This window comes from Parafrankia discariae (assembly GCF_000373365.1).
Taxonomy (GTDB): Bacteria; Actinomycetota; Actinomycetes; order Frankiales; family Frankiaceae; genus Parafrankia; species Parafrankia discariae.
The window spans coordinates 27919-54721 of sequence record NZ_KB891213.1 but is presented as its reverse complement, the minus strand read 5'-3'; the positions used below and the strand labels follow the sequence as shown (position 1 = coordinate 54721).

The 26803-nt window shown below is 72.4% G+C and carries 23 protein-coding genes; 17 read left to right on the top strand and 6 right to left on the bottom strand.

Translation table 11 applies throughout. The annotated features are described in order from the left end of the window. Nucleotides 1-22 precede the first annotated feature (22 nt). From B056_RS0115200 to recQ, 5 genes are all read left to right on the top strand, one after another. On the top strand, nt 23-1027 hold the full coding sequence (locus B056_RS0115200; protein WP_026239736.1) for a carbohydrate ABC transporter permease: 1005 nt from the start codon (nt 23-25) through the stop codon (nt 1025-1027). Next, nucleotides 1024-1863: a carbohydrate ABC transporter permease gene (locus tag B056_RS0115195; RefSeq protein ID WP_018502721.1), complete on the top strand. Its 840-nt coding sequence runs from the start codon at nt 1024-1026 to the stop codon at nt 1861-1863. The genes B056_RS0115200 and B056_RS0115195 overlap by 4 nt, the downstream gene beginning before the upstream one ends. Beyond that, nucleotides 1860-3344: a GH1 family beta-glucosidase gene (locus B056_RS0115190; protein ID WP_018502720.1), complete on the top strand. Its 1485-nt coding sequence runs from the start codon at nt 1860-1862 to the stop codon at nt 3342-3344. Before B056_RS0115195 ends, B056_RS0115190 begins: the two co-directional genes overlap by 4 nt. Beyond that, nucleotides 3341-4384: a LacI family DNA-binding transcriptional regulator gene (locus B056_RS0115185; protein WP_018502719.1), complete on the top strand. Its 1044-nt coding sequence runs from the start codon at nt 3341-3343 to the stop codon at nt 4382-4384. The genes B056_RS0115190 and B056_RS0115185 overlap by 4 nt, the downstream gene beginning before the upstream one ends. A 150-nt stretch (nt 4385-4534) precedes the next feature. Continuing rightward, on the top strand, nt 4535-6388 hold the full coding sequence (gene recQ / locus B056_RS0115180) for a DNA helicase RecQ (RefSeq protein ID WP_035751571.1): 1854 nt from the start codon (nt 4535-4537) through the stop codon (nt 6386-6388). 69 nt (nt 6389-6457) lie between these two features. Here recQ and B056_RS0115175 read toward each other — a convergent pair whose 3' ends face one another. After that, entirely contained in the window at nt 6458-8623 is a 2166-nt protein-coding gene (locus B056_RS0115175; protein WP_230203003.1) for a BTAD domain-containing putative transcriptional regulator, read from the bottom strand. Nucleotides 8624-9104: 481 nt separating this feature from the next. Here B056_RS0115175 and B056_RS0115170 point away from each other — a divergent pair, with 481 nt between their 5' ends. From B056_RS0115170 to B056_RS0115160, 3 genes are all read left to right on the top strand, one after another. Continuing rightward, nucleotides 9105-9539: a hypothetical protein gene (locus B056_RS0115170; protein ID WP_018502716.1), complete on the top strand. Its 435-nt coding sequence runs from the start codon at nt 9105-9107 to the stop codon at nt 9537-9539. A 121-nt stretch (nt 9540-9660) separates the two neighbouring features. Next, on the top strand, nt 9661-10401 hold the full coding sequence (locus B056_RS0115165; protein ID WP_026239734.1) for a hypothetical protein: 741 nt from the start codon (nt 9661-9663) through the stop codon (nt 10399-10401). A gap of 168 nt (nt 10402-10569) precedes the next feature. Then, nucleotides 10570-10971, top strand: a complete 402-nt coding sequence (locus tag B056_RS0115160; protein WP_018502715.1) for a hypothetical protein — start codon at nt 10570-10572, stop codon at nt 10969-10971. A gap of 124 nt (nt 10972-11095) precedes the next feature. On the opposite strand, the gene B056_RS0115155 is transcribed toward B056_RS0115160, so the two are convergent. Next, nucleotides 11096-11752: a DUF2461 domain-containing protein gene (locus B056_RS0115155; RefSeq protein WP_018502714.1), complete on the bottom strand. Its 657-nt coding sequence runs from the start codon at nt 11750-11752 to the stop codon at nt 11096-11098. Nucleotides 11753-12010: 258 nt separating this feature from the next. Between B056_RS0115155 and B056_RS0115150 the strand changes: the two genes are divergently transcribed. The 5 genes from B056_RS0115150 (at nt 12011) to B056_RS0115130 (ending at nt 16508) form a co-directional block, all read left to right on the top strand. Then, nucleotides 12011-13720 carry a sensor histidine kinase gene (locus B056_RS0115150; RefSeq protein WP_018502713.1) on the top strand — a complete coding sequence of 570 codons (1710 nt, stop codon included), beginning with the start codon at nt 12011-12013 and terminating at the stop codon, nt 13718-13720. After that, complete coding sequence (locus B056_RS0115145) at nt 13717-14160, top strand: roadblock/LC7 domain-containing protein (protein ID WP_018502712.1); 444 nt, start codon at nt 13717-13719, stop codon at nt 14158-14160. Before B056_RS0115150 ends, B056_RS0115145 begins: the two co-directional genes overlap by 4 nt. A 94-nt stretch (nt 14161-14254) precedes the next feature. Then, complete coding sequence (locus B056_RS0115140) at nt 14255-14638, top strand: DUF742 domain-containing protein (RefSeq protein ID WP_018502711.1); 384 nt, start codon at nt 14255-14257, stop codon at nt 14636-14638. A gap of 36 nt (nt 14639-14674) precedes the next feature. Further along, entirely contained in the window at nt 14675-15289 is a 615-nt protein-coding gene (locus B056_RS0115135) for a GTP-binding protein (protein ID WP_018502710.1), read from the top strand. Then, nucleotides 15282-16508 carry a styrene monooxygenase/indole monooxygenase family protein gene (locus tag B056_RS0115130; RefSeq protein WP_018502709.1) on the top strand — a complete coding sequence of 409 codons (1227 nt, stop codon included), beginning with the start codon at nt 15282-15284 and terminating at the stop codon, nt 16506-16508. The genes B056_RS0115135 and B056_RS0115130 overlap by 8 nt, the downstream gene beginning before the upstream one ends. 160 nt (nt 16509-16668) lie before the next feature. Here the strand turns inward: B056_RS0115130 and B056_RS0115125 are convergent, their stop codons facing one another. From B056_RS0115125 to B056_RS0115115, 3 genes are all read right to left on the bottom strand, one after another. Next, the gene (locus B056_RS0115125) at nt 16669-17055 is read right to left on the bottom strand and encodes a VOC family protein (RefSeq protein WP_018502708.1); all 387 of its coding nucleotides are present in this window, start codon (nt 17053-17055) and stop codon (nt 16669-16671) included. Between the two features lie 16 nt (nt 17056-17071). After that, nucleotides 17072-18472, bottom strand: coding sequence for a dihydrolipoyl dehydrogenase (gene lpdA, locus B056_RS0115120; RefSeq protein WP_018502707.1), 1401 nt, complete (start codon nt 18470-18472; stop codon nt 17072-17074). Between the two features lie 233 nt (nt 18473-18705). Next, nucleotides 18706-19572, bottom strand: a complete 867-nt coding sequence (locus B056_RS0115115) for a helix-turn-helix domain-containing protein (protein ID WP_018502706.1) — start codon at nt 19570-19572, stop codon at nt 18706-18708. Nucleotides 19573-19764: 192 nt separating this feature from the next. Between B056_RS0115115 and B056_RS0115110 the strand changes: the two genes are divergently transcribed. Together B056_RS0115110 and B056_RS0115105 are read left to right on the top strand one after the other, a co-directional pair. Continuing rightward, on the top strand, nt 19765-20400 hold the full coding sequence (locus B056_RS0115110; protein ID WP_018502705.1) for an NADPH-dependent FMN reductase: 636 nt from the start codon (nt 19765-19767) through the stop codon (nt 20398-20400). Between the two features lie 529 nt (nt 20401-20929). Then, nucleotides 20930-23530 (top strand): serine/threonine-protein kinase, encoded by a 2601-nt coding sequence (locus B056_RS0115105; RefSeq protein ID WP_026239732.1) that lies wholly within the window; start codon nt 20930-20932, stop codon nt 23528-23530. Here B056_RS0115105 and B056_RS36580 read toward each other — a convergent pair. Next, a complete protein-coding gene (locus tag B056_RS36580; protein ID WP_018502703.1) occupies nt 23517-24698 on the bottom strand; it encodes a PP2C family protein-serine/threonine phosphatase in 1182 nt (393 codons plus the stop codon). The genes B056_RS0115105 and B056_RS36580 overlap by 14 nt on opposite strands. 177 nt (nt 24699-24875) lie before the next feature. On the opposite strand from B056_RS36580, the gene B056_RS0115095 reads away from it, so the two are divergent. Next, entirely contained in the window at nt 24876-25448 is a 573-nt protein-coding gene (locus B056_RS0115095) for an IS607 family transposase (RefSeq protein WP_018502702.1), read from the top strand. After that, on the top strand, nt 25445-26773 hold the full coding sequence (gene tnpB / locus B056_RS0115090) for an IS607 family element RNA-guided endonuclease TnpB (RefSeq protein WP_018502701.1): 1329 nt from the start codon (nt 25445-25447) through the stop codon (nt 26771-26773). The genes B056_RS0115095 and tnpB overlap by 4 nt, the downstream gene beginning before the upstream one ends. The last annotated feature ends 30 nt before the right edge of the window (nt 26774-26803 follow it).

The window sequence follows — 26803 nt, the reverse complement described above, 5'->3', positions numbered from 1 at the left end:
CGGGTAGGAGGGAGATCCGACGATGACCATCGCAACCCCGGCGCCCGCGGCCGACCCCGCCCCACCCCGGCGGCGGACGCCGGGGGGCGACCACATCCCACGCGCCACACGCTCCGTGCTGCGGCGGGTGGCGGGCGCGGCGGTTCCCTACGGGCTCATCGCGCCGTTCTTCGCGATCTTCGCGGCCTTCGGCCTCTTCCCGATGCTGTACACCGCCTGGATCTCGCTCACCGACCGGGACATGCTCCACCCGGGCGACGAACGGTTCGTCGGGCTGCGGAACTACACCGACCTGCTCTCCGACGACTTCTTCTGGAAGGCGGTCCGCAACACCTTCCTGCTGATGGCGATGTCGTCGGTTCCCCAGCTGGTGCTGGCGCTGATCCTGGCGCACGTCCTGAACGCCAGGCTGCGCGGGCGGACCCTGTTCCGGATGGGCGTGCTGCTACCCAACATCACGTCCATCGTCGCGGTGACGATCGTGTTCAGCCAGATCTTCGGCCGTCAGTTCGGCCTCGTCAGCTGGCTGCTCGGCGAGGTCGGGCTGGACCCGATCAACTGGCAGGCCGGCGAGTGGACGTCGAAGATCGCCATCTCGTCGATGGTCATCTGGCGGTGGACCGGCTACAACGCGCTCATCTACCTGGCCGCGATGCAGGCGATCCCGAAGGAGCACTTCGAGGCCGCGGCCATGGACGGCGCCGGTACCTGGCGGCAGCTCTGGCACATCACACTGCCCGCGCTGCGGCCGACCATCGCCTTCACCGCGCTGGTCTCCGTCATCGGCCAGATCCAGCTGTTCACCGAGCCGCTGCTGTTCGACACCTCACCCGGCAGCGTCTCCGGCGGCAACGGCCACCAGTTCCAGACCCTGGCCCTCCTGCTCTACGAGGAGAGCTTCCGACTGCACAACTTCGGCTACGGCTCCGCCATCGCCTGGGTGATGTTCCTGGTGACCGTGGTGTTCGCCGCGCTCGCCTATCTCGTCACCCGCGGCGGCGCCCGGCTGAGAGGAGGGTCCCGGTGACCGCCTTCTCCCGCGCCCCGGGCGAACGTTCCGGCCCGCTGCGCTATCCGTTCCTGTTCCTGGCCCTGATCGTCTCCGCGTTCCCGGTGTACTGGACGTTCATGATCCCGTCCCGGACGAACGACGCCGTCGGGCAGCTGCCTCCACCCTTCCTTCCCGGCGGGCACTTCTTCGAGAACGCCGCCCGGGTGTTCGACACGGTGAACTTCGGCAAGGCCCTGCTGAACTCCCTCGTCGTCGCGGGGTCGATCACCGCCAGCACGCTGCTGTTCTGCTCGGCGGCCGGTTTCGCGTTCGCGAAGCTGACCTTCCGCGGCCACGGCGCGCTGCTGCTCACCGTGATCGCCACGATGATGGTCCCGATGCAGCTCGGGATCATCCCGCTCTACCTGGAGATGCAGGAGTTCGGCTGGGCGAACCATCTCGTCGCGGTGATCCTGCCGACCGCGGTGACCGCGTTCGGCGTCGTGTTCATGCGGCAGAACGTCCTCCAGGCCGTGCCGGACGAGCTGCTCGACGCCGGGCGGATGGACGGCTGCGGCACGCTGCGGCTCTACTGGCACGTCGCGCTGCCGGCGCTGCGCCCCGGCCTGGCCGTGCTCGGCCTGCTCACGTTCATGCAGGCCTGGAACGACTTCATGTGGCCGCTGATCGTCCTGAACTCGGAGAACCCGACCGTCCAGGTGGCCCTCAGCACGCTGGCCGCGGGCCACTACCGGGACAACACCCTCGTCCTCGCCGGCACCGCGCTCGGCACGCTCCCCGTCCTCGTCGTATTCGCCCTGTTCGGCCGCCAGATCATCAGCGGAATCATGGAAGGCGCGGTGAAAGGTTGACTACCAGCCCCGTCCCGACGACGGACCCGACAGCGGCGCCGGCTGCGTCAGCGACGACAGCGGCGCCGGGAGCCGACGAGCTCGCGGCTCGGATCGCCACCGGCCTGCCCGCCGGATTCGTGTGGGGTGCCGCCACCTCCGCCTACCAGATCGAGGGCGGCGCCCGGGAGGGCGGCCGCGGGCCGTCGATCTGGGACGTCTTCGCCCGCACCCCTGGCATGACCGCGAACGGCGAGAACGGCGACGTCGCCGTCGACCACCTGCACCGCTACCGCGAGGACGTCGCGCTCATGGCCGGCCTCGGCCTGGGCGCGTACCGGTTCTCGATCGCCTGGCCGAGGATCGTCCCGACCGGGTCGGGGGCGGTGAACCCCGAGGGGCTGGCGTTCTACGACCGGCTCGTCGACGAGCTCCTCACCGCCGGGATCGACCCGTGGGTGACGCTCTACCACTGGGATCTGCCGCAGCCGCTGCAGGACGCCGGCGGCTGGCCGAACCGCGACACGGCGCTGCGCTTCGCCGACTACGCCGAGCGGGTCGCCGGCGCGCTCGGCGACCGGGTCCGGCACTGGTCGACCCTGAACGAGCCCTGGTGCTCGGCCTTCGAGGGGTACCTGACCGGGCGGCACGCCCCCGGGGTGCGGGACGCCGGGGCCGCCGTGCGGGCCGTCCACCACCTGCTGCTGGCCCACGGCCTCGGCGCCGCCGTGCTGCGTGGGCACGGCGCGGCGGACGTCGGCATCACCCTCAACCTGATCCCGGCGGAGCCGCCGCCGGACACCGACGGGGCGAGCACCGCCGGGGCCGACGACGCCGTGCGGCTCGTCGACGGGCAGCAGATCCGGCTCTGGCTCGATCCCGTCCTGCGCGGTACGTACCCGTCCGATGTGATCGCCGACTTCGCCCGGGCCGGCGCCGAGCTGCCCGTCCACGACGGTGACCTCGCCGTGATCTCGCAGCCGGTGGACTGGATCGGGGTGAACTACTACGCGCCGCACATCGTCGCGCCGGGGCCGGACCCGTCGCCGAAACCGACCCCGTTCGCCGGCGCGGAGAACGTCACCCGGGTGCCCACGAGCGAGGACGTGACGGCGCTGGGCTGGCCGGTGCGGCCACGCAGCTTCCTGGCCCTGCTGCGCCGGCTCGGCGCGGACTACCCCGGGGTCCCGTTCCACATCCACGAGAACGGCGCGGCCTACGACGACGAGGTTTCCCCGGACGGGACGGTGCACGACCCGCTGCGGGTCCGCTACCTGGCGGGTCACCTCGACGCCGTCCGGCAGGCGGCCCAGGACGGGGTCGACGTTCGGGGATACTTCGTGTGGTCGTTGCTGGACAACTTCGAGTGGGCCGAGGGGTACCGGATGAGGTTCGGCATCGTGCACGTCGACTTCGAGACCCTGGTGCGCACGCCGAAGTCCAGCGGGTTGTGGTACTCGCGGCTGATCCGGGAGCACCGCGCGGCGAACGGGGAGCGATGACGCCGGAGCCACCGGCCCGGACCCGCCAGGCACCGACGTTGGAGGCCGTCGCCGAGCTGGCCGGGGTGTCGCGGGCGACGGTCTCCCGGGTGGTGAACGGATCGCTGCGGGTCTCCCCTGCGGCGCACGCGGCGGTCACCCGGGCGATCGCCGAGCTCGGCTACGTGCCGAACCAGGCCGCCCGCAGCCTGGTGACCCGGCGGACGGACACGATCGTGCTGATCGTGCACGAGCGGCCCGACACGGTGTTCGCCGACCCGTTCTTCGCCAGCGTGCTGCGCGGGGTGAACCAGGCGCTGAGCGACACCCAGCTCCAGCTCGTCCTGTTGCAGGTGCAGGGTGACCGCCAGCGCGACCGGGCGCTGCGCTACGTCGGCAACGGCCACGTCGACGGCGTCCTCCTGATCTCCCTGCACGGGGACGACATCATGCCGATGTCGGTCTCGCGGGCCGGCGTCCCGCTGGTGATGGCGGGACGGCTGCTCACCGGCGACGCGGTCGAGTCGGTCGACTCGGTCGACGCCGACAACGTGGGTGGCGCCCGGCAGGCCGTGCGCCATCTCGTCGGGGCGGGCCGCCGCGAGCTGGCGACCGTCGCCGGGCCGGTGGACATGAGCGTGGGCGTCGACCGGCTGGCCGGCTACGCGCGGGCGGCCCGGGACGCGGGTCTGCCGGCCGCGGCCGCCCGGGTCGAGACCGGTGACTTCACCGAGGCCAGCGGCCAGGCGGCGACCGCCCGGCTGCTGGCCGAACACCCGACGATCGACGCTGTGTTCGCCGCCTCCGACCTGATGGCCCTCGGCGTGCTGCGCGCGCTGCGGGCCGCCGGGCGGCGGGTTCCCGACGACGTCGCCGTCATCGGCTTCGACGACGCGGCGCCGGCCGCGTACGCGGACCCGCCGCTGACGACCGTCCGCCAGCCGGTGGAACGGCTCGGCGCGGAGATGGTGCACCAGCTCCTGCGGCGCATCGCCGATCCGACCGGTCCGGCGGCGTCGGTGATCCTGCCGACGGAGCTGGTGATCCGCTCGTCGGCCTGAGCCGGTTCCCCGCCGGGGCGACGGGCGGCTCGGGACGCCGGGCGGCTCGGGACGCCGGGCGGCTGAGGACGACGGGCGGTTCGGGAACGGGTTGTCCACAGGCGCGCACTCGCGTCACTGTCGTCCCGTGGCGCCTTCTACAGTGGCGCGGTGACCTCGCCCTCGGTTCGCGTCCCGCGGGACGCCGCGGAAGTGCTGCGCCGCGTCTTCGGCTACGAGTCCTTCCGCGACGGCCAGCAGGAGATCATCGATCACGTCGTCGGCGGTGGCGACGCGCTGGTCCTCATGCCCACGGGCGGCGGCAAGTCGTTGTGCTACCAGATCCCGGCGCTCGTCCGGCCCGGTACCGGGGTGGTCATCTCGCCACTCATCGCGCTGATGCAGGACCAGGTCGACGCGCTGCTCGCGCTCGGGGTCCGGGCCGGGTTCCTCAACTCCACCCAGCAGGCCGACGAGCGCCGCGCCGTCGAGTCCGCGTTCCTCGCCGGCGAGCTCGACCTGCTCTACCTGGCCCCCGAGCGGCTGCGGGTGCGCGCGACGATCGAGCTCCTCGACCGGGGTGAGATCGCGCTGTTCGCGATCGACGAGGCGCACTGCGTCGCGCAGTGGGGGCACGACTTCCGGCCCGACTACCTCCTGCTCTCCGAGCTGCACCAGCACTGGCCGCAGGTGCCGCGCGTGGCGCTGACCGCCACCGCCACCCCGGCGACCCACGAGGAGATCACGAACCGGCTCGGGCTGGGCAACGCCCGTCATTTCGTCGCCGACTTCGACCGGCCGAACATCCAGTACCGCATCGTGCCGAAGAACGACCCGAAGGCACAGCTGCTGGAGCTCCTGCGCACCGAGCACCCCGGCGACGCGGGCATCGTGTACTGCCTGTCCCGGGCGTCGGTCGAGAAGATCGCGGAGTTCCTGGTCTCGAACGGGATCGCCGCGCTGCCCTATCACGCCGGCCTCGACGCACGCGTCCGCGCCGAGCACCAGGCCCGTTTCCTACGGGAGGACGGCCTGGTCATGGTCGCCACGATCGCCTTCGGGATGGGCATCGACAAGCCGGACGTCCGCTTCGTCGCCCACCTCGACCTGCCGAAGTCGGTGGAGGGCTACTACCAGGAGACCGGCCGCGCCGGCCGGGACGGGCTGCGCTCCACCGCCTGGCTCGCCTACGGCCTGCAGGACGTCGTCCAGCAGCGCCGGCTCATCGACGCCTCCGACGGCGACGCCGCGCACCGCCGGCGGCTCAACTCCCATCTCGACGCCATGCTCGCGCTGTGCGAGACCATCGAGTGCCGCCGGGTCGGCCTGCTGGCCTACTTCGGGCAGCAGGGGTCGGCCGCCTGCGGCAACTGCGACACCTGCCTGCACCCGCAGCAGTCCTGGGAGGCGACCGTGCCCGCCCAGAAGCTGCTGTCCACGGTGCTGCGGCTGCAGCGGGAGCGCCGGCAGAAGTTCGGCGCGGGCCATCTCGTCGACATCCTGCTGGGCCGGCGTACCCCCAAGGTCAACCAGCACGGCCACGACTCGCTGACGGTCTTCGGCATCGGCACCGAGCTCAGCGAGGCCGAGTGGCGGGGCGTCGTCCGTCAGCTGCTGGCCCAGGGCCTGCTGGCCGTCGAGGGTGAACACGGAACGCTCGTCCTCACCGACGCGAGCGGGGACGTCCTGCGCGGGCAGCGGTCGGTCTCCATGCGGCGCGAGCCCAGGCGAGCGGCCAGGACCACGAGCACCTCGGCGGCGAAGGGCCGCCGGGCCGAGCCGGTCGAGCTGCCCGCGCAGGCGGCGGCGCTGTTCGAGCGGCTGCGCGCCTGGCGCGGCGCCACCGCCAAGGAGCAGGGCGTCCCCGCCTACGTGATCTTCCACGACGCCACGCTGCGCGAGATCGCCACCCGCGCGCCCTCGTCGCTCGCCGAACTCGCGACGGTGAACGGCGTCGGCGAGAACAAGCTGGCCAAATACGGCGAGCACATCCTCCCGCTGTGCACCGCCACGCCCGCGGGCTGACCCACGGCGAACCGGCCCACCGCGCGGGGCGGCCCGATCATCACCGTCGGCGGGAGACCAGGGCGGGGCTCAGACGGGCTCGTGTCGGCGGATTCGCTCGTGCAGGCGGACCGTCGCCGGTCCCGGCGCGACGCGCAGCTCGCGGGCCAGGATGTCGACGCAGGTCCGGAACTGCAGCAACGCCAGGTGCGGCTGCCCCTGGCGGGTGTAGGAGCGCATGAGCCGGCGGTGGGCGTCCTCCCGGCACGGGTCGCGCTCGAGGATCTGCCGGCACAGCACCGCGCAGACCGGGTACTGCCCGGTCTCCAGGTACAGCGAGCTGAGCCGGTCCAGCGCGTCCAGGTAGGCCAGCCTCAACTGCTCGCGCCGCAGGACGGCCCAGTCCTCGGAACGCGCGTCGGCGAGGAAATCGCCCCGGTACAGCGCCACCGCCGTCTCGAGCTCGGCGATGGCGGCCTCGACGCGTCCCGCGTCGGCGAAACGCTGACCAGCCCGGACATGGCCTTCGAACGCGTCGAGGTCGATGGACACCATGACGTCGGCGGCCAGCCGGTACACGCCGCGCTCGAACACGATGACCTGCCGGTCGACCGCCTCCCGCAGGGCGCGCCGCGCGCCGTACACGGCCACCTGGATGTTGTTCCGCGCCGCGGGCAGGTCGGCGCGTGGCCACAACGCCTCGGTGACGACCTCCCGCGGGGGCAGGTCCGCCCGATGGATCACCAGGTAGGCCAGCAGGGACCGGGGGCGGGCGCCCCAGCCTCGCACGAGCCGCCCGTTCATCATCACCGACAGCGGTCCCAGCACGTGCACGGCCATCTCCACCTGGCCCGTCACGGCCGTGCTCCCGGATCTCCCACCCGGCGCGGCGTCCGCGGCCCTCGGCGCCTCGGGGCCGCCGGACACACCGGCGATGTGGGCGTGCAGGAGCGCCGTCGTCTCGTGCTCCGACCGGGCGAGCGCGGCCTCCGCCTCGGCATGCAGGCGCCGGTCCCGGTGGATGTCCGCCAGCCGCCGCGTCAGCCTGTCCGTCTCGGAGACCGCGGCGGCCACCGCGTGGGACCGGTGACCGGCAGGGCCCTGCCGGCCCCGGACCGAGGCGACGTGCGCGGCCGCGTCGAGCAGATCCGGCTCCGCCTCGACAGCCTCGGGCGGCAGCTGGTCCAGCCAGCCGCCGACTGTCACCCACTGGCCGGCGGCGATCATGCCGTCGGCGACCCTGGCCAGCGCCCGCGCCGCCACCGCGCGATCGTCGAACTCGAGCAGCATGGGGATCGCCCGTTCCGGAGCGCCCGCCCGCAACAGCTCGAGCGCGGTGCCGCGCAGGGTCTCGCGGTCCAGCGCCGCGTCCTCGGCCAGAGCCGCGAGCAGCGGAGCGCGCCAGACGGTGCGCAGTCGTGACCAGTCGCCGATCAACGGCTGGAACCACGGTCCGGTCAGCTCGGCGAGCTGGTGCCGGTCCGCCTCCGGGAGGACGTACTCGACGTGCAGCAGCCGCGCGAGCATTCGACGGCCCGCGCCGGTGGCGCCCGCTAGGACGGTACGGGCCAGCGAGGTGAGCACGCCGGCAGGCGTCCGGCCGCGCAGAGCCTGAGCCAGATCACCGTCCGGCAGCGTGGTGCGCGCGAACTCGACGGCGTGCCGCAGCGCCGCGGACCGGCCGAGGAGCGCCGCCGCGTGACGCCGCCGGAGCCCGAGCCCACCGGGAAGCTCAACCTCCGACGGGTGCAGCCGGGCGCGCTCGGCCGGCGGCCGACGGGCGTCCCCGAGAACCGCGGTGCCCGGGAGCACGTCATGGCCGAACAGCACCCGGGGCGTCTCCTCGGGCAGAGCACTCAGCACATGGCTGCACGCGAGGTGCAACGACGGCCCGTGCGGATCGATCCGGTCCGCGTGTTCCAGCACCAGCGCCGACCCGGGCGGGAGCCGCTCGGCCAGTTCCACGCCGATCCTGCGGTAGATGTCGTCCCACTCGCGCACCGGGCCGGGCAACGGTCGCACCCGGGTGAGCAGGGTGGCGCCGAATCCGGGGGCTCGCCGCCGCACCGCGGTGATCAGCGTTGTCAGGAAGGTCGCCGGGTCACGGTCCTCGACGCCCAGCCGGAGCCAGACCGGCGTCCGGTCGACCGCCTCCAGCGCGGCCGTGAGCCCGTCGGTGAGCAGCGTGCCGGGGGGCGTGACAAACACGGTGGCGCCGCCGGTCACCGCGTCGACGAACAAAGAATGCGCCGTCACCGGCTGTGCTCCAAGAGGTTCCAGCACCTTGCCCGCGAGCATGCATCCCCCATGCAGCCGACAGTGAAGACACCGTAAAGACAACGGAAGAACATCCACATCTATATCACCGTTCGGCCAGGAAGTGGTGGGGTCCGCGCCGGACGTGCGGACAGCGCCACCGAATCCACCGCTTCAGCCGCGGGCCGGCGGCGAACCCCGGCCGCGCGCGACCACGCCGGGAGGCCGTCATCGCGACACGGACGGCCATGAGCCCCAATACCAGCGGCAGCGATAATCCCAACCGGGTTCCCGGCACGCGTTAACGGGGGCGAGCAGCGGTTACCGCGCCCCGTCGAGCCGGCGGCACAGCCGATTAACCGGCCCGACCGCCCCCTTAAGCCATCAGAACAAGATCGTTAATTGCCCGTGGGTAGACAGGGATCCGCATCCCGGAATTCGTTGTCGTCAACAACGGCCGCAGCTCAGGAGGAACCAGCGAATGACCCAGACAGGCGAGCCCGCCGGGCAGATCACCGCGGACGACTACGTGTCGATCGAGGACTCGAACGGAGTCGCGCCGACCAACATCATCAGAGTCGGCGATCCGTTCACCGTGTGGATCGACTTCGACCTCGCCGGCGCCCTCAACGAGGTCCTCGTCGGAATTCTGCGCTATTCGGTCCGGTACTGGGTGAACGGGCTCGGGAGCCCCGCCCCGGCGAACCCGATCCCGTCGCGGGGCGAGTCGACGACCCACGGCCAGCTCGGCTACCGCCGCGCCGGCACCGAGCGCACAGTGCCCGCCAACACGCTGGCGGCCGGGGTCTACCAGCTCGGCGCCATCGTCACGTTCCGGCTGAACAACAACGGGAACCTGCTCCACTACCCGCTCACCGTCTTCACCCTGCCCAAGATCATCGAGATCTACGCCTAGGCGGCCACCGGGCACCGGGCGTCCACCCGCTCCGACGGATCGGCCGCGCGCCCCGTACCGGTGGCACGCGGCCGATCCGTCCGGGGACCCCATTCACGCAGGTGGACCGTGGAGGGCACCGATGGCATCTGAGAGCGACGAGGCCCAGCGCGAGGAGAGCTTCGTGGTGCGCCTCCTCCTCGACTGCGACGGCGTCCGCAGCACCAGCGTGCAGCACGCACGCGAGAACGCCCCGATGCGCTGGCCGGGCTGGGAGCCGTCCGAGGTGATCGCCTTCATCGCGGCTCGGGCCGGCCGGCTCGCCCCGACGGCTCCGGCCGGCGCCCTGGAACCGCTCAGCGGCTCGAGACCGCTCAGCGGCTCGGAACCGCTCCCTGTGCGGCTCGGCGTTCAGGTCGAACCCGCCGGACCTCACCCAGGGGAACCGCTCACCGTCGCGCTGTCGATCGGATTCACCCCCGCCCACCCACCGCCCACCGGGCCGCTGGAGTACCACGCCGTCGTGGGTGTCCGGCCCGGCGATGCCGCGCCCGGCGCAGCGGGGAGCGCGGGGCACGGCACCGGCCCGGGCGGGACGGTGCTCCGCGCCCGGGGACGGCTCTCCACACGCTCCACGGTCATCCGGCTGACCGGTCCGGGGCTGCCCACCGGGCGCCACCTGATCGATGCCGCCGTAAGCCTGCGGGTCGCAGGCGTCGGACGTCCCGTCGGCCTCGCCACCGCCACGCAGGTCGTGCTCGAGGTCACGGACCGCCGAGGATCCACACCCCTTCCCGCGCCGAGCGGAACAAGTCCCACGAAACCGGCCACGAAACCGGTATCGAATACCGACACGGACGCCCGGCGCCCCGGTGGAGCATGAAAGCCGTTCACGTCTTTTCCCCGGTGATGTCACGGTGGCCTCGGCCCGACCTCCTTTCGGCAGGCCGCTCGGAGCCATGTCGAGATTCGAGTGCGTCGCTACCGGCCCACCCCCGAGCTGCCGGGCAGAATTACCGAGCGACGGTCCACGACAGAAAGCGGGAACAACGTGGCAACGGTTACCGACGGCGTTTATCGGATCGGCCTTGACAACAACCAGTTCCTCACCGCGGAAGGGCGCGACCGCAGCGTTATTCTGCCCGAAAACGGACGCGGCCAGGAATGGGAGGTCCGACGTACGGATAATGACACGTACACGATCCAGCAGACGTCCGACCAGCTCTTCCTCGGTTTCGACGGCGATCCTGACACCTTCGAGCTGGTGCGCCCTTTTCCGCAGCGTCGTGAGTGGCGGATCGAGCAGGGCCCCCGGCCGGGCTCCTTCGTCATCGGAGCGGTGGACAGCGACCTGACCGTCGGACTGCACCCGGCACTCATCTATCCGCCGATGGTGGCGCTCTCGCCCATCTTCCTCCAGGACCAGGGGTGGAGGTTCCAGGCGGTCAACTAGTCCGACCGGGCGTCGGTCGGCGGTCCGGCCGACCGGCCCCGTGCGCGCACCCGGACTCGGCGCGTGCGCGCACGGGGAGCCCTCGGCGGGCGACCCCCGGGCCGTTCCGATCGACAGCGCGGGTTCACCGGGAACCGCGACGGGCCACGGGCAGGCGGGACGGGCCGACGTGGTCGTCGAGCCAGCCGGTCAGCCGGCGCGTCTCCCGCCAGCCCGCCGCCACGTGCTCGACGCATTCCGGCTCGGCCAGCCACGCCGGCTCGCCGAACTCACGGTGGGCCGTGAGGGTCCGGTGCCGCAGCAGCTCGATGCGTGGGTGATCCGCGTCGTAGCCCCGCGGCCGGGTCTTGAGCGTCGTGCCCGACACCCCGTATCCCGCCTCCCGCAGCTCGCGCACCAGCGCCTCAAGCCGGGGGCCCGTCCGGTCGTCGGCGACCGCGGCGCGCAGGCGTTCCACCTGGTCCGGCGCGGTCCGCCAGTAACCGGTGGCGATCATCAGCCCGCGGGCGGAGACCTCGACGTAGCCGCCCCGCTCGTTGTGGGCGCCGATCGCCGTCTTGTAGGGCGACTTGTCCTTCGAGAATCGGACGTCCCTGTGCGGACGGAAAACATGCGGTGCGCCGAACTCCGGCTCGAGGGCGTCGAGCAGGGCGAGCATCGGGGCCCGGACGGCCTTCTCGTAGGTGTCGCGATGATCCGTCCAGTAGGCCTTGCTGTTGTCGGCCTCGAGGCCCTCGAAGAAGATCAGCGCTTCGGTGGGGAAGCCTGCGAACTCGGGCATCGACGCTCCTGGGCCGCGAACCGGCGGGACGCGCGCATCCTACGGCCGGGCACCGACGACTCGGCCATGGCCCAACGAGTGCCCACACGCCGGCCCGAATGAACCGGGAACAACGGAACGCGGCATGCAGATCGAGCTGCGCCCACCACGATGCCCACAGGTTGGACGCAAACCGGGACGTCTGATTGCATAGCTCACCGACACGGGGGTTGGCAGAAGCGGGCGGAACCCGTATCCGACGAGAGCATGTGAGACGCGATGACGACGCGGGCACGAGACCTGCTCAACCGATCCCGCGCGCTCCTGGGAGGCTCCCGCGGCATAGCGGCCCAGCTGCGGGGTGGTGATCTCCCGAATTCCCCACCGCAGCCCGGGCAGCCGGCCCGCGCCGGCCTCGTCAGCCGCCCGGCGGCCCCTGGCCGCAGGTCGGCGAACGAGCCGTGGGTCCGGCCGGGCGCCCCCGCGGCGGCCGCGGGGGCGGCGAGGTCGCCCCGCGGGGCTCCGACGGCGGGGATTCACACGTCGGCCCCGTCCACCCGCACCGCCGGCGCCGGCGCCGCGGAACAGTCGGCCCATGGCAGGCGGGCCGTACCGTCCCCGCTGCCCGCCGCCTCCACCGGCCCGGCCGCGGCCGGGGCACCCGCGGCCGAGGCGCTCTCCGCGATCTGCGCGGACGTGGCGCTGCGCGACCTCAACCTGGTCGACTCCCTGCTCTCCCAGCTGGAGGACATGGAGGCCAAGGAGGAGGACACCGACCGCCTCGCCGAGCTGTACCGGCTGGACCACCTCGTCACCCGGCTGCGCCGCAATGCCGAGAACCTGCGGGTACTCGCGGGCCGTGACGCCGGCGGCGCCTCCTCCGACACGACCGCTCTGGTCGACGTCGTGCGCGCGGCGATGTCGGCCATCGACCACTACTCGCGGGTCACGATCGGCCGGGTGGTCCCGCTCGGCGTGGTCGGCTTCGCCGCCGAGGACGTCGGACGGCTGCTCGCGGAGCTGCTGGACAACGCGACCAAGTCGTCTCCCCCGACCGCGCCGGTGCGGGTCGGCGTGCACCTCACGGAGCTGGGCAGCGCGCTGCTGCGGGTCGAGGACGAGGGCATCGGGCTCCCGCCGGACCGGCTGCGCCAGCTCAACGAGCGACTCGCCGGCGACCCCGTCCTGGACGACGAGGCGGTGCGCCACATGGGCCTGGCCGTGGTGCGCCGGCTCGCGATCCGCCACGATCTGCGGATCTGGCTGGAGCGCCGCCACCCCCACGGGACGACCGCCTCGGTGCTCATCCCCTCCGCCCTGATCTGCGAACTGCCCGAGAGCAGCTGGTCGGGCACGCAGACCGTGGTGGTCCGCGACGGCGACCCGACCGCGCCGGGTCCGGCCGCGCGTCCCGCCGCGCGCGACGGTCAACCGCGGGCGGACCTCCAGTACCGGGCTCCGGGCGGGGCTCCGGGCGGGAAACAGTCCGCCAACGGAGCGGGCCACCCGCGGGAATCCACGCTGTTCACCCAGGCGGGCGGTGCACCGGCCGGGCCGACACCGGGCCCGGCCGGGGTGACGCTGTCCTCGCCACCCGCGGCGGACGCACTGATCGGTGGCACGACCGCGAGCGGTCTCCCCCGCCGGGTGTCGCGCAGCCTCAAGAACCCCGCCGGCGACGGCGCCCGCCCGCCCGCGAACACCGCGCCCACGGCCATCACCCCGGCCACCCCGGTCACACCGGTCACCCCGGCTGCGGCGGACACAGCGCCGGCCGCGACGGATGCGGGCGCGGGCGCGGAGCCGGGTACGGCGGAGGGCGGATCGCCGGCGGCGCAGGCGCTTTCGGCCCGGGCCGCGGACCACGCGAGACTACTAGCGGATCTCGACGCCTTCAGCGAAGGCGAACGGATCGCCCACGAACACCAGCGAGGGGACTCAGGACCCACCAGTGACGGGGACTCACCAGTGACGGGGACACAGCAGTGACGGATCAGACCAACCGCCGCGCGGACCACGACTTCAGCTGGCTGATCAATGACTTCGTCGGCAAGGTCCACGGTGTCACCCATGCCCTGATCCTCTCGTCCGACGGCCTGTCGCTCACCGCGTCCGACGGGGTGAGCTCCGCGGAGCGGGACCAGCTCGCGGCGATCGCCAGCGCGATGCTCAGCCTTGCCCGCAACAGTGCGACGTTGTTCGACCGGGGAACCTGCGAGCAGATCATCGTGCGGCTCAGCGGTGGCTACTTCCTGTTCATGAGCATCGACGAGGGAGCGGGACTCGCCGTGCTGACCGGACCGGACTGCGACATGAAGGTGGTCGGCTACGAGATGACACAGTTCGTGCTGCACGCCGGGCACGCGCTCACCCCGGACCGGCGCGCGGACCTGCGCCGCGTCCTGGTCGGACGCCAGGTACCGAGCTGAGCCGGGACAACGCGGCGGATCACGGCACGGATGATCCCGCCGCGGCGGGCGACGCACGGACCAGGACGGGGGACGGACCAGAATCGTGAAGAGCATGTCTGAAGACTCCGCACAGAACGGACGGCCGAAGCGTGGCCCGCGCAGCAAGCGGATCCGCCCCTACGCCCTCACCGGGGGCCGGACGAGGGCCCGGCATCACCTGCTCGTCGAGACCCTGGTCTCGGTGCCGAGCTACGACCCGACGCTCAGCGAGACGCTGATGCCCGAGTCCAAGGCGCTGTACGAACGCGCCCGGGGGCAGCTGTCCATCGCCGAGCTCTCGGTGATGCTGTCGATCCCGCTCGGGGTGGTCCGCGTCCTGATCAGCGATCTGGCCGCACAGGGGGCGATCCTCATCCACCCCACGGCCCACACCTACCACCATGATCGAAACATGCTCGAAAGGATTCTCAGTGGCCTGCGGGAGCTCCCGGTCTGACGCGACTCCGGGTCCGGACGGCGGTGTGGAGTGGGCATGACCCCGACCGACGCCGACGAACTCGACCCCGCCACGGCGATCTCCGCGAAGATCGTGATCGCGGGCGGGTTCGGAGTGGGCAAGACCACGCTGGTCAGGTCGATCTCGGAGGTTCCTCCGCTCAGCACGGAGGCGTGGATGACCGAGGCCAGTGAAGGCATCGACGACCTGTCCATGAGCGGCGGGAAGAGCACGACGACGGTCGCGATGGACTTCGGCCGGATCTCGCTTTACCCGGACCTGGTGCTGTACCTGTTCGGCACCCCGGGCCAGCCCCGTTTCTGGTTCCTCTGGGACGACCTGTCGCGCGGTGCGCTGGGCGCGATCGTTCTCGTCGACAGCCGCCGTCTCGACCAGTCCTTCGCCGCGCTGAACTACTTCGAGAACGACTCGACGGTCCCGTACATCGTCGCCGTCAACCGTTTCGAGGGAAAGCTGTGGCACGACGTCGAGGAGGTCCGGGAGGCGCTCGCGCTGCGCCCGGACATCCCGCTCGTCACCTGCGACGCCCGCGAGACGGCGTCGACGGCTCAGGTGCTGCGGGAACTGGTTCTGCACACGATGTCACTGGCCCAGGTCCCGGAACCCAGGAGGACACGGACGCATGCGTAAGATCCTGATCGTCGGTGCGGGCCAGTCCGGCCTGCAGCTGGCCCTGACCCTGCGCGAGCACGACTACGACGTGACGGTGATGTCCGCGCGCTCCCCCGAGGAGATCCGCCGGGGCCGGGTCATGTCGACCCAGGCGATGTTCCACAGCGCGCTGCAGTCCGAGCGCGACCACGGCCTCAACCTCTGGGAGGCCGACACCGTCCGCATCGAGGGGCTCGGGCTGTCGATCGCGGGGCCGGACGGCGGCCGGGCGCTCGACTGGTTCGCCCCGCTGGACCACTACGCGCAGTCGGTCGACCAGCGGGTCAAGATGGCCGGCTGGGCCGAGCTGTTCGAGGAGCGCGGCGGCAAGCTCATCCTGCACGGCGTCACCACGGCCGACCTGAACGGGCTCGTCGATCTCTACGACCTCGTCGTGGTCGCCGCCGGCAAGGGCGAGCTGGTCGGCCTGTTCGACCGCGACGCCGCCCGCTCGCCGTACACCGTCCCCCAGCGCGCGCTGTCGCTCGCGTACGTGCACGGCCTGGCGCCCCGGCCGGAGCATCCCACCGCGCCGGGTGTGCGGTTCAACATCATCCCCGGGGTCGGCGAGCTGTTCATGATCCCGGCGTACACGCTGAGCGGGAACTGCGACATCCTCTTCTTCGAGGGGATCCCGGGCGGCCCGCTGGACTGCTGGGACGACCACCCGAAGCCCGCCGAGCACCTGCGCCGCATCCTGGACCTCATCGAGCGGTTCCTGCCCTGGGAGTACGAGCGCTGCGCGAAGGTCGAGCTCACCGACGACCACGCGACCCTGGCCGGCGGGTACACCCCAGTCGTGCGGCGGCCGGTGGGCAACCTGCCCGCGGGCGGGGCGGTGCTCGGGATGGCCGACGTCGTCGTGGCGAACGACCCGATCACCGGCCAGGGCTCGAACAACGCCGCGAAGTGCGCGACGTCGTATCTGGCCAGCATCCTCGAACACGGTGACAAGCCGTTCGACCAGGAGTGGATGCAGGCCACCTTCGACCGCTACTGGGCGAGCGCGCACGACGTCACGGTCTGGACGAACGCCCTGCTGCAGCCCCCGCCCCCGCACGTGCAGCAGATCCTCGGCGCCGCGCAGGCGAACCCCGCGGTGGCCCGACGGTTCGTGAACGGCTTCGACGACCCGTCGGACTTCCAGGACTGGTTCCTCGACCCGGAGAAGGCGGCGGCCTACCTGGCCACCGCCTGAGTTCGCGGCTCCCGCGCCGTTCGGTCGAAGCGAGTTGTCCGCGCCCCGCCAGGTGCTGGTGACACAACTCGCGTCGGGTGAGCCCTCCGTCCGCCGAGGCGGCGCGGGGCCGCCGCGAGGTTCGGTGGACTGGGATTCGGCGGAGGAGAGGCTCCGCCGCTCAGTGGTGCTGGACGATCTGGATGAGGTTGCCGCAGGTGTCGTCGAGGACGGCGGTGGTGACCGGCCCCAGCTCCGTCGGCTCCTGGGTGAAGCGGACACCGAGCGCGCGCAGCCGGGCGACCTCGGCGTGGACGTCGTCGACGGCGAACGCCGTGTAGGGGATGCCGTCGGCGACGAGCGCGTCCTTGAACGGGCGGGCGGCGGGGTGCGCGTCCGGCTCCAGCAGCAGTTCCACGCCTTCGGGGCCGTCCGGGGAGACGACCGTGAGCCAGCGGTACCCACCCAACGGCACCTCGGCCTTCTTCACGAAGCCGAGGACCTCGGTATAGAAGCGCAGCGCCTTGTCCTGGTCGTCGACCAGGACGCTGGTCAGGTTGATCCGCATTGCCGCCCCCCGACCGTCAGAGGTTGATCATGTGGCCGGCGAGGCCGTGGATCGCCTCCTGCAACGCCTCGCTCAGCGTCGGGTGGGTGTGCACGTTGCGGGCGAGCTCGAGCGCGGTGAGGTCCCATTTCTGGGCCAGCGTCAGCTCGGGCAACAGCTCGGAGACGTCCGGGCCGATCAGGTGGCCGCCGAGCAGCTCGCCGTACTTCGTGTCGGAGATCAGCTTGACGAAGCCGTTCGGGTCGCCCAGGCCGTGGGCCTTGCCGTTCGCGGTGAACGGGAACTTCGCCACCTTGATGTCGTGGCCCTCCTCCCGCGCCTGCGCCTCGGTGAGGCCGAAGCTGGCGACCTGGGGCTGGCAGAAGGTGGCCCGCGGCATCATCCGGTAGTCACCGAGTGTCACCGTCTCGGCGCCGGCGATGGTCTCGGACGCGACGACGCCCTGTGCCTCGGCGACATGCGCCAGCATGAGCTTCGCCGTCACGTCGCCGATGGCGTAGATGTGCTCGACGTTGGTGCGCATGTGGTCGTCGATCGCGATCGCGCCGCGGTCGGTCAGCGCCACGCCGGTGTTCTCCAGGCCGAAGCCCTCGACGTTGGGCGCGAACCCGATGGACATGAGGACCTTGTCCACCTCGACCGAGCCTCGGCCGCCGTCCTTGCCGGTGTACTCGACGGTCACCGAGGAGCCGTTGTCCGTCACCGTCTCGACCTTGGTCGAGGTCAGGATCGGCACGCCGAGCTTCTTGTACTGGCGGACGATCTCCTTGGAGACGTCGGCGTCCTCGTTCGGCAGCGCGCGGTCGAGGAACTCGATGATCGTGACGTCCACACCGTAGTTGCGCAGGACGTAGGCGAACTCCATGCCGATCGCCCCGGCGCCGACGATCGCCATCGACCGCGGCAGCTCGCGGGTGAGGATCTGCGTCTCGTAGGTGACGATGTTGTCGGAGAGCTCGACGCCGGGCAACAGCCGGACTCTGGAACCCGTCGCGATGATCGCGTGGTCGAAACTCACCTGGTCGGTGCCGCCGGCGGAGAGGGCGACGTCGAGGGTGTTCGGGTCACGGAAGGTGCCGCGGCCGGTGAACTCGGTGATCTTGTTCTTCTTCATCAGGAAGTGCACGCCCTTGACGCGCCCCTCGGCGACCTGACGGCTGCGGTCGAAGGCGGCGCCGAAGTCGAAGCTCACCTCGCCGGAGATACCGAAGGTCTTCGCCTCGTGGGCGAACAGGTGCGCGAGCTCGGCGTTGCGCAGCAGCGCCTTCGAGGGGATGCACCCGACGTTCAGGCAGACGCCGCCCCAGTACTTCTCCTCGACGACCGCGACCGACAGCCCGAGCTGGGCCGCCCGGATCGCCGCGACGTAGCCGCCAGGACCTCCACCTAGGACGACGAGATCAAAGTGCGCTGCCATAGGTCCACCCTACGATCAGTCAGGACGCCGATTCGCGGCGCGGTGCGGAGACTTCAACCACGCATGCTGCCAGCGTCATTCCGACGCGCCCACAGGTGGGCATGCCGGACTCCGGCCATGTCCGGCACTCCCCGGGGCCGCGGCGACGGACGCGCGCCGGAGCAGTAGGTCCGCACAGAGCGGACGGACGTTTTCGGGGATCACACGGATGCCACCGTCACGGTGAATTCCGGTCAGTCGGGCACCGCGCGCAGCGGGGATCGGCCTACCCGCAGTCGGTCCAGGGCAACGGCGGTCGGCGCGTCCGCCGGTAGCTGCACGACGAGGCGCAGGTCGTCGTCGGCGGGCAGCTCCAGCGTCTCGAAGGCCAGCCGCAGCTCGCCCGCCTCGGGATGGGCGAGGCGGGTGACGCCGCTGGCCGCGGGCAGGCCCGGCACCGAGGCGACCCGCTCGACGAAGGCCGCTCCGGCGGTGACGCTGAGCTCGTCGGCGAGCGCCGCGACGTAGCGGTCCGCCCGGAAGGGACCCTGCTTGAGCGCGGCCACCTGGTCGTCCGCGACCTGGTCCCAGTCGGGCCAGGCCCGGCGCGCCCGCTCGTCGGTGAAGACGAAACGGGCCAGGTTCGGCACGGCGCCCGGGCGGGGCGGGCCGTCCAGCAGGCCGATCGGACGGGCGAGCCGCTCGTAGGCCGGGGTGTGGGCGAGCACGTCGCTCACCCGGTTGAGCAGCACCGCGGCGGCCGGTTCGAGGTGCGCCAGCAGCGCCCGCACGGTCGGGCGCACCGCGCGGGCCGGGGCCGCGCCCACCCCGCAGGTGAAGCCGCCCTCGGCGCCCTTGCTGAGCCGGTGCAGGTGGATCCGCTCGCGCGGGGTGAGCCGCAGCGTGTCGGCGAGGGTGGCGAGCACCGCGGCGGAGGGCCGGCGGTCACGGCCCTGCTCAAGGCGCGTCACGTACTCCACGCTGACGCCGGCGAGCGTCGCCAGCTCGGAGCGGCGCAGCCCGGGGGTGCGCCGGCGGGGGCCGGCCGGCAGGCCGATGTCCGCCGGGTGAATGGCCTCGCGTCGGGCCCGCAGGAAGAGACCCAGTTCGTTGCCGGCCATGGACCTGACCGTAACCGACCACGACGGCCGGATCGTGGCCCTCCCGCTACCAGCCTCAGGCCGGTCTCCCCGCCCCGACGGCGGCGCGCCAGCGTGGGCGGCGTCGCCGGATCGACGCCCCACAGCAATCGACCTCCCACACCGATCGACCTCCCACACCGATCGATGTCCCGCAGTGAAGGAGCCAGCCGGATGCCCGGAGACACCCTCGACCTCGCCGTGATCATCGGAAGCGTCCGGGAGGGCCGGTTCGGCCCGGTGGTCGCGCGGTGGTTCGTCGAACAGGCCGAAGCGCACGGCGGCTTCACCGTCGACCTGATCGACCTCGCCGACACCCCGCTGCCGCTCGCGCTGCCGGCGGTGCCGCCGGCGATCGCGCCGGACCTCGTCCGTCCCCCCGCCCTGGCCGAGCTGAGCCGGCGCGTCGCGGCCGCGGACGTCTACGTGGTGGTGACGCCCGACTACAACCGCAGCTATCCGGCGTCGCTCAAGGCCGCCATCGACTGGTACCACCTGGAGTGGCGGGCCAAGGCGATCGGGTTCGTCGGGTACAGCGGGGCCAGCGGCGGCCTGCTCGCGATCGAGCACCTGCGGCAGGTGTTCGGCGAGCTGCACGCGCACACCGTGCGCCACTATGTCTCGTTCCCGCGGTACTACCAGCTGTTCGACGCCGCCGGGTCACTCGCGGACCCGCGGGAGGCCACCGAGGCCGCGCGGATCCTGTTGGACGAGCTCTCGTGGTGGGGCACCGTCCTGCGCGACGCCCGCCGGACACGGCCGCTCGGGCTGGTTCCCGCGGCCCGTTCCGTCCCCGGCGACGCCGGGTAGGAGAGGCCGGGTAGGCGAGGCCGCCGCCTTTCCCGGTGTCCGATCCCGATCACGCTCCCGATCCCGATCCCGGTGTCCGATCTCGCCGCCGTTGTCGCTCCGTGTGGTTTCTGGTGCCGTGCGCAGCCGACCGGGCGCGGTGTGCGCGGATCGGCCATTGGCGGGCTCGCGGGTTCCCACCCATCCGGGCGATCCGGCGGGCCGTCGGCCGCGCGGCCGGGGTGTCGTCCGAATGCCGGCCAGGTGCCGACCGGTGGGCGCCACCGCGGCCGCCCGGCCCTCGCCGCTGCGACTCCGTGCAGGTCATGGGCCTGAAAACCGTCGAACCGGGGCCGTCAAGTAGGCCGTAACGCGACCCACACGAGCGCACGGTCACACCCCGGCCGGACCCAGACCACCTGCCCGAACAGGCGGTTGGCGGGGTAGGCACCCATAAGATGCACGTGACTGCCTTAAACCCATTTCTTACGACATGGTCGTTCTACCGACATGGTCGATTCGATTTGGGCGCGGCCCCGGGAGGGGGACGATGAGCGACACTCCGCAGAGCGCGGTCGGGGTGGGTCCAGGCGAGCCGGCAGCGCCCGCCAGTCGGATCGAACCCGTGCGCGATGCGGTGTTTACCCCACTGACGCCGCACGATCCACACAGTGTGAGCCGATATCTGCTGCGGGCCCGGATCGGCGAAGGCGGCATGGGCGCGGTGTACCTGTCGTACACCCCCGGTGGACGTCCGATCGCGCTCAAGGTGGCCCGCCCGGAACTGGCGGCGGACCCCGACTTCCGCAGCCGGTTCTCGAAAGAGGTCGCGATCGCGCGCCGTGTCCAGGGGCCCTACACCGTTCCTGTGATCGACGCCGATCCCGAGGCCCTGCGCCCGTGGATCGCCACCGCCTACGTCGCCGCCCCCTCGCTGGCGGTCGCCGTGGTGCGCCAGGGCGCGCTCCCGTCGGCGACCGTGCTGATGCTGATCGCGGGTGTGGCCGAGGCACTGCAGTCCATCCACCGGTCGGGTGTGATCCACCGCGATCTGAAGCCCGGCAACGTCATCCTCGCCGACGACGGGCCACGGGTAATTGATTTCGGTGTGGCCCGGGCCATCGAGACATCGACCGCGGCCATGACCCAAACGGGTGTACGCATAGGAACACCCGCATTCATGTCACCGGAACAGGTCCGGGGAAAGCAGATCGACGCCGCGGGCGATGTGTTCGCGCTCGGCTCCACCGCCTATTACGCGCTGACCGGACGTCCCCCGTTCGGGTCGGACGCCGCGGTGTTCCACCGCATTGAGCACCAACAGCCCGACTGGGAGCACTGCCCGGACAACGTGCGGGCGGTACTCGCCCGTTGCCTGGCCAAGGACCCGGCGGAGCGGCCGACGTCCACCCAGGTGATCGAGCTGTGCCGATCCGCGATCACCGATGACCTCTACCTGCAGACCGGCGGCGGATGGCTGCCGCCCACGGTCGCGGCCGAGGTCACCCGGTACCGGATCTCCACCGTGCCCTCACCGACCGCGAGCATGCCGGCGGTCCCGCCGCCGACGTTCCAGTCGGCGCCGACGGGCGCGCCGGACGCGATGGACGCGCTGGGCACGCCCTTCCCGAGTGAGCCGAGCGGCGACGACGCGGGCGCCGCCTCCCCGGCGGCGGCTCGCTCGGTGTCGGCCTACTCCTCGGCGTCGATCACCCACATCGCCCGCGCCCCCCACCCGCCCCATGCGCTCAACGCGCTCAACGCGGGAGTCTCCCCGCGTGCCCTCAACGCGGCCCGCCAGCCGCGGGCGCTGTGCGCGCCGCGCGTACCCCGCGCGCTCGGAGCGGCGAGCGTCGCCGCGGGGCCCGCGGGGCCCGCGGTCGGCGGCGGACGGGGCTCGGCCGGCTATGACACCTCCGGTGGGCTGGGGACACCCGCGCCCAACGCCGAGGACGGCGCGGGTACCCCGGGGCTCGCCGCGAACGGGATGGACGGCGCGCAGGCCGCGTTCGGCTCCTCCGCCGTCCGCGGCGCCCTCGCGGCCGCCGGCCCCGCCGCCCCAGCCACCCCCGGGAACGCCCCGGCCCAGCCACCCGGCGGATCCCCGCCGGACGCCCCCGCGGCGCCAGCCGTCGAAACCAGCGGTTCCAGCGGTTCCGCGGCGCAGGACGGTTCGGCGATGCCAGACGGCTCCGCGGCGCCGGACGGTTCGGCGCCCCGGACCGCCTCGGGCTCACCCGCTTACCCGGGTGTCGCTCCGCCCCCGGGCGCGCCGGATTCCACCGGCTCCCCTGGCGCTGTCAGCGGTCCCGACGCGGCCGGCTTCGCCGGTTCCCTCGGCGTCCCCGATTCCGCCGCCTCCGGTTCCCCCGGCGCGGCCGGGACCGCCGCCCCGGCCACCTCGGGCGGGGCCGGCAGCGCCTCCGGCTCGGACGGGCCGCGGCAGGCCGGCGGCCCCACGTCCCCGGCCAACCCCGGCGACGCCGCCGGCCCGGCCGACGGCGACCCGGCCGACGGCGACCCGGCCGGGGCTCGCCGGCGCGGCCGCCGGCGGCGGCGTCTGGTGACCGTCGTCCTGGCGCTGGTCGTCACCGTCAGCGCGGTGTTCTTCTGGCTGGCCTCCAAGCCGGCGGGCGGCGAGCCCGTCGCGCTCGTGGTCACCCCGTCGCAGGACGCCGGATCAGCCGGTCCGGACTCCCCCGGAGCGACACCGGGCACCATCCGCCGGGAGTCGAGGACGACGCCGCGGGCCGGTGCCGAGGCCTCGCCCACCGCCACGCCGACTCCCACCACCACCCCTGTCCCCGCGCCGCGGGTCTCCGCCACGCCCATCCAGCGCCTCGGCTGTCCCGCGAAGCCCGCCACCAGGGCGAACGGCGACGGGACCGGCGTCCTGATCACGGCGAGCGTCCTGCGGGAGGGCCCGGCGGACACCTGCGGATCGGTCGTGACGCTCGTGCGGGGCCGGAAGTTCTGGCTGTGGTGCAACGTCGTCACGAAGTCCAACGACACGTGGTGGTGGGCCCGCCTCGACGGAACCGAGACCTACGGCTGGGTCCGGGACGACGACATGAAGGTCGACTACACCGACGACGACGGCGACGGCGAGGTACTCGTCTCCAGCTGCGACGGCAAGGTCACCCCGAGGTAGGCACGGGCCCCGGCTCCAGGACCTCCGGCTCCAGGATCTCCGCCACCAGCAGCGCGACGTCGTCGGTGAGGGCCGAGCCCGTCCACTCCCGGACCCGGGCGACGAGATCGCCCAGGCAGTCGTCGAGGACGGCGGGGCGGGCCAGCGCCGCGCCGACCGCCGGCAGCAGCGGGAAGAACTCCCCCGACTCGGGATGCCGGGCCTCGGCGATGCCGTCGGTGTAGAGCAGCACCCGGTCGCCGGGCTCGATCACGATCGAGGTGAGGTCGGCCCCGCCGGTCAGCAGCCCGAGCGGCGGTCGCCGGCTGACCGCGGTCAGCGGCCACGCGCACGTCCGGCGTACCAGGATCGGATCGGGGTGCCCGGCGTTGACCATGTCCAGCCGGTCGCCGCTGATCTGCACGACGGCGGCGGTGACGAAGTCGTCCAGGCCGCTGACCTCGGCGACCTCCTGGTCCAGGTCGGTCAGGACGGCGCGGAGATCCTGGCGGTGCCGGGCGACGACCCGAAAGCACCCGAGCACCCGGCTGGCGATCCCGACCGCGTCCAGGCCCTTGCCCCGTACATCGCCGACCAGCAGCCGGCTGCCCCACGGGCTGTCGATCACCTCGTAGAGATCACCACCCACCATCGCCTCGGCGGCGGCGCTCTCGTAACGGACCGCCAGCCGCAGCTGCCCCGTGAACGTCGGCACACAGGACAGGATCGCCAGCTGGGTCATCTCGGCGACCCTGGTGACGTTCTGCAGCTTGGTCTCGCGTCGCGTGTTGTACCGGCTGACGAGGACAGCCATGGCTCCCCCGGTGGCCACACCGGCGAGTCGCACCAGCTGGGCGGCCAGCCCGCCCTCGTTACCGGTGAACAACCCGTCCTGCAGGCCCATCAGCACACAGGCCAGCAGCGCCACGACCGCGTAGACCATGGTCAGGGCGGGCCCGGCCAGGGTGGCGGCGAGCAGCGGGCTGAGCACGGTGAGCTCGAGAATCGTCCAGTGGTTACTGGTGAACTGGACACCGACGACGAGGCCGAGCATCGCCAGCGGGGCCGCCCGCACGACCCACCGGGCGAGCAGGCGGCGCGCGCGTGGCCCTCGCCCCCGCGGACCGGACGCACGGGGCCCGGCGTCCGGCCCGCGCTCCGGGCGCCGCGGTGCGGCGTCGACGCTCACGGCCGGCCCGCCACGGCGATCACGGGCCCCGACCCCCCCACCCGCCTGCGCCGACAGCCACCCTGAGCCTGTTCCCCGAACCCGCCCGCGCCGAACCGGCCCCGACCAGGTCGAGGGGGTGAATGCTGCTGCCTGCTGGCCGCCAGTTAGCGCCAGAGAGCGCTGTATGATGAAGGGGTGAATCTCAAGGACTGGGCTGCGGTGAACGGGGTCGGGTACTCGACCGCCCGTCAGTGGTTCCTTGAGGGCAGGCTGCCCGTGCCCGCGCGCAGGGTCGGCGGGCTGATCCTGGTCGACGAGCCGGCCCGGCCGGCGGCGGTGGAGACGGTCGCGGTGTACGCCCGGGTCTCGTCCGCCGACCAGCGATCGGATCTTGACCGGCAGGTCGCGCGGGTCACCATGTGGGCGGCTGGGCAGGGCCTGCCGGTCGGCCGGGTCGTGACCGAGGTCGGCTCCGCGCTGAACGGGCACCGCCGGAAGTTCCTCGCCCTACTGCGCGACCCGGCCGTGACCACGATCGTCGTCGAGCACCGGGACCGGTTCGCCCGGTTCGGCGCCGAGTACGTCGAGGCCGCGCTCGCCGCGAACGGCCGGCGCCTGCTGGTCGTCGACCCCGCCGAGGTCGATGACGACCTCGTCCGGGACATCACCGAGATCCTCACGTCGATGTGCGCTCGGCTCTACGGCCGCCGGGCCGGCGCGAACCGCGCCCGGCGCGCGGTCGCCGCCGCGACCGAGGCTGCCGAATGAAGACGACGCAGGCGTTCCGGTTCGCGCTCGACCCGAACGACGTCCAGCTTGCCGGCCTGCGCCGCCACGCCGGGGCGGCCCGGTTCGTCTACAACTGGGGCCTGGGTTTCGTGAAGGCCGCGCTCGCGCAGCGCGACGCGGAGCAGAGCTACGGCCTGGCCGGTGAGGCGCTGACCGTGGTGCCGTGGACGCTGCCCGCGCTGCGGCTGCGCTGGAACCAGGTGAAGAACGACGTCGCGCCGTGGTGGGGCGAGTGTTCGAAGGAGGCGTTCTCCGCCGGACTCGACCAGTTGGCCCGCGCGTTGAAGAACTTCTCCGACTCGAAGAACGGGAAGCGCAGGGGACGGCGGGTCGGTTTCCCCCGGTTCAAGAAGCGAGGGAAGGCCCGCGACTCCTTCCGGTACACGACCGGCGCCTACGGCCCAGCCGGCGACCTGCACGTCAAGCTACCCCGGATCGGCCGCGTCAAGGTCCACGAACCGATGGGCGCGCTCACCGGCCGGTGGGCCGATGGGCGGGGACGGCTGCTCGGCGCGACCGTGTCCCGCACGGCGGGCCGCTGGTTCGTGTCGTTCACCGTCGAGGCCGAACGGGAGGTTCCCGAAGCGCCGTCACCACGGCAGCGGGCCGGCGGGCCGGTCGGCGTCGATGCCGGCGTGAAGCACCTCGCGGTCCTCTCGACCGGCGAGCAGGTCGACAACCCGAAACCACTCGCCCGCTCCCAGCGGAAGCTACGGAAGGCGTCCCGGGCCTACTCCCGGTCGAAGCCGGGCAGCGCCGGCAGCCGCCCACGCGCCACCCGGCTCGGAAAGATCCACGCGCACGTCGCGAACCAGCGACGCGACGGCCTGAACAAGCTCACCACCCGGCTTGCCACGAACCACGACGTGGTCGTCGTCGAGGACCTGCACGTCGCCGGCATGGTCCGCAACCGGCGCCTCGCCCGCGCCGTCGCCGACACCGGGATGGCCGAGATCCGCCGCCAACTCGACTACAAGACCCGGTGGTACGGCTCGCGGCTGCACATCGCGGACCGCTGGTACCCAAGCTCGAAGACCTGCTCCGGCTGCGGCTGGCGAAACCCAAGCCTGACGCTGTCGGACCGCACGTTCCACTGCCAGTCCTGCTACCTGGTGATCGACCGCGACACCAACGCGGCGGTCAACCTGCGCAACCTCGTCGCCGCCAGTACATCGGAGACGCAAAACGCCCGTGGAGCCGACCATAAGACCCCGCTCGCGGGGCCGGTGGCTGTGAAGCGGGAACCAGGCACGGCCGCGGCCGGTCAGACCCGGGGTGCCCCACCGCAAGGTGAGGCGGCATGACCAGCGCCATCCAGCACTGTCATGCAACGG